The sequence below is a fragment of the Candidatus Viridilinea mediisalina genome (genome assembly GCF_002532535.1).
Classification (GTDB): domain Bacteria; phylum Chloroflexota; class Chloroflexia; order Chloroflexales; family Chloroflexaceae; genus Viridilinea; species Viridilinea mediisalina.
Map to the genome: position 1 here is coordinate 1 of NZ_NQWI01000247.1, position 2,175 is coordinate 2,175.

At 57.1% G+C, this 2,175-nt stretch carries 3 protein-coding genes; 1 reads left to right on the forward strand and 2 read right to left on the reverse strand.

The genetic code is table 11. The features are described from left to right. On the forward strand, positions 1–181 hold a 181-nt coding region (locus CJ255_RS24250; protein ID WP_217352521.1), incomplete at its 5' end, for a hypothetical protein. On the opposite strand, the gene sucD is transcribed toward CJ255_RS24250, so the two are convergent. Together sucD and deoC are read right to left on the reverse strand one after the other, a co-directional pair. Further along, positions 178–1,056 carry a succinate--CoA ligase subunit alpha gene (gene sucD / locus CJ255_RS21740; protein WP_097646166.1) on the reverse strand — a complete coding sequence of 293 codons (879 nt, stop codon included), beginning with the start codon at positions 1,054–1,056 and terminating at the stop codon, positions 178–180. The two genes, CJ255_RS24250 and sucD, sit on opposite strands and share 4 nt — an antisense overlap. Positions 1,057–1,105: 49 nt before the next feature. After that, a complete protein-coding gene (gene deoC, locus CJ255_RS21745) occupies positions 1,106–1,906 on the reverse strand; it encodes a deoxyribose-phosphate aldolase (protein WP_245863661.1) in 801 nt (266 codons plus the stop codon). Positions 1,907–2,175 lie beyond the last annotated feature (269 nt).

A 2,175-nucleotide genomic window follows, 5' to 3' on the forward strand; every position in this document is an offset into this window, starting at 1 on the left:
CCTTCGGCAAGCGGCCCCTGAGCTTGTCGAAGGGCAGGGCACCGCCTCTCCCACGTTGTGGGAGAGGGGCGAAGGCAACGCGGTTTTATTGCATTCCTTTGCGCTCTTTTGCGGCAATCAACACATGTTCTGTTTCGCTGTTGCCTATTTTCTATTTGCTCGTTTCTGTATGCTGCCCTAAGCCCCCATGGCCTCTTTCACCAACTGGGCAATATCGGTGGGCTGACGAGCGACACGCACACCAACGGCTTCGAGGGCCTTGATCTTCTCTTGGGCGGTGCCTTCACCGCCGCTGATGATCGCGCCAGCGTGACCCATACGCTTACCTTCAGGTGCAGTCTGGCCGGCAATGAAGCTCACCACTGGCTTGGTGACGTGGGCTTTGATGTAGTTGGCCGCTTGGATTTCAGCGTCGCCGCCAATCTCGCCAATGAGTACAATTGCCTCGGTTGCGGGATCGGCCTGGAAGAGCGCCAGAACATCAATGAAGTTGGTGCCGATAATGGGGTCACCACCGATACCGATGATGGTCGTTTGACCGAGGCCAATGCGGGTCAGGGCATCCACCGCTTCATAGGTGAGCGTACCAGACTTGCTGACAACGCCAACCGGGCCGGGGCTAGCGATATTGCCCGGAATGATGCCAACCTTAGCCGCGCCCGGGGTAATCAGACCGGGGCAATTGGGACCAATGAGTCGCACCCCGCAATCCTGAATAAAGCGGTAAGTGGATACCATATCGAGGGCGGGAATACCTTCGGTAATACAGACAATCAAAGCGATGCCTGCGGAGGCCGCTTCGCGCATTGCATCGGGGGCAAACGCGGCGGGTACATAGATCACCGAGACATTGGCACCCGTTGCTTCAACCGCCTCTTTCACCGTATTGAAGATCGGAACTTGGCCATCAATCGCTTTTTGGCCGCCCCGCCCGGGCACCACCCCAGCTACAACATTGGTGCCATAGGCCATCATCGCCCGTGTGTGGAACTCGCCCTCTTTGCCAGTGATGCCTTGAACGAGTAGACGAGTGTCTTTGTTGATCAAGATACTCAACGTTTTCTCCAGTTTGATCTTGCCGAATGAACCATGAAAGAGCATGAGTCTACGCAGCAGCCTCGTGCAGCATAGCGATCCCGGCGCTCGTACCGATACGGTCGGCACCAGCGTTGATCAGTTCAAGCGCAGCGGCATAGCTACGAATACCGCCAGAGGCTTTAATCCCAAGGTTAGGGCCAACGACGCGACGCATAAGGGCTACGTCGGCCACCGACGCACCGCCCCCAAGAAAGCCGGTACTGGTCTTCACGAAGTCGGCACCGGCACGGGCAGCAAGCATGCATGCGGTAATCTTCTCTTCATCACTGAGCAGTGCAGTCTCAATGATAACCTTGGTAAGTGCTTCAGCGGCATGGGCAATCCCAGCCATGGCGCGAATGGCGGAACAGACCGCTTGCAGATCCCCCGCTTTGAGCAGGCCAATGGGAATGACCATATCAATCTCGCGGGCACCATCAGTAATCGCCTGTGCGGCTTCGGTACAACGGGCGGTGTGGGAAGTTGCGCCCAGTGGAAAGCCAATCACCGTGCAGATGGTCACAGCGCTATTGGCCAGCAGGCGCGAGCAGAGCGGCACGAAGCATGGATTGACGCAGACGCTCGCAAAGCCATGCTGGAGCGCCTCTTCACACAGACTCGTAATCTGATCCGGAGTTGCTTCAGGGCGCAAGAGGGTATGGTCAATGCGTTGAGCGAAGGAGAGATCGCGCGGGGGGGGCGTGCGAGGGAGCGGAGTCGCACTCGGCAGGCTAGGAAATTCTGCAATCCGTTGGGCAACCTGCTCAATCAGTTCATCCATCAGCGCCTCCTTGCCGGGTAGATGCAGCGATGCACGTTCGCGTAGCATAGGCGCTATTGTAGCATAGATAGGCCGATCTTTGACGTGCTGGGGCGCGGGTTTTTTGAGAAGAGAGGCGAGGAGGCGAGAACTTCGCGTCCTCGTCTCCTCGCCTCACGCATCTTCGCCTCCTCGCAGCTTTGCGCGAGCTTTGCGCGAGCTTATCTGAAAGGTATTGCGCTTAGGGATGGTTTCAGCAATAGCCTTTCAGCTTTACCGTCGTAGTGCCGACTTATGGTCTTCCAGTAAATAATCCGCTAACCAGACCTCGCAGATCT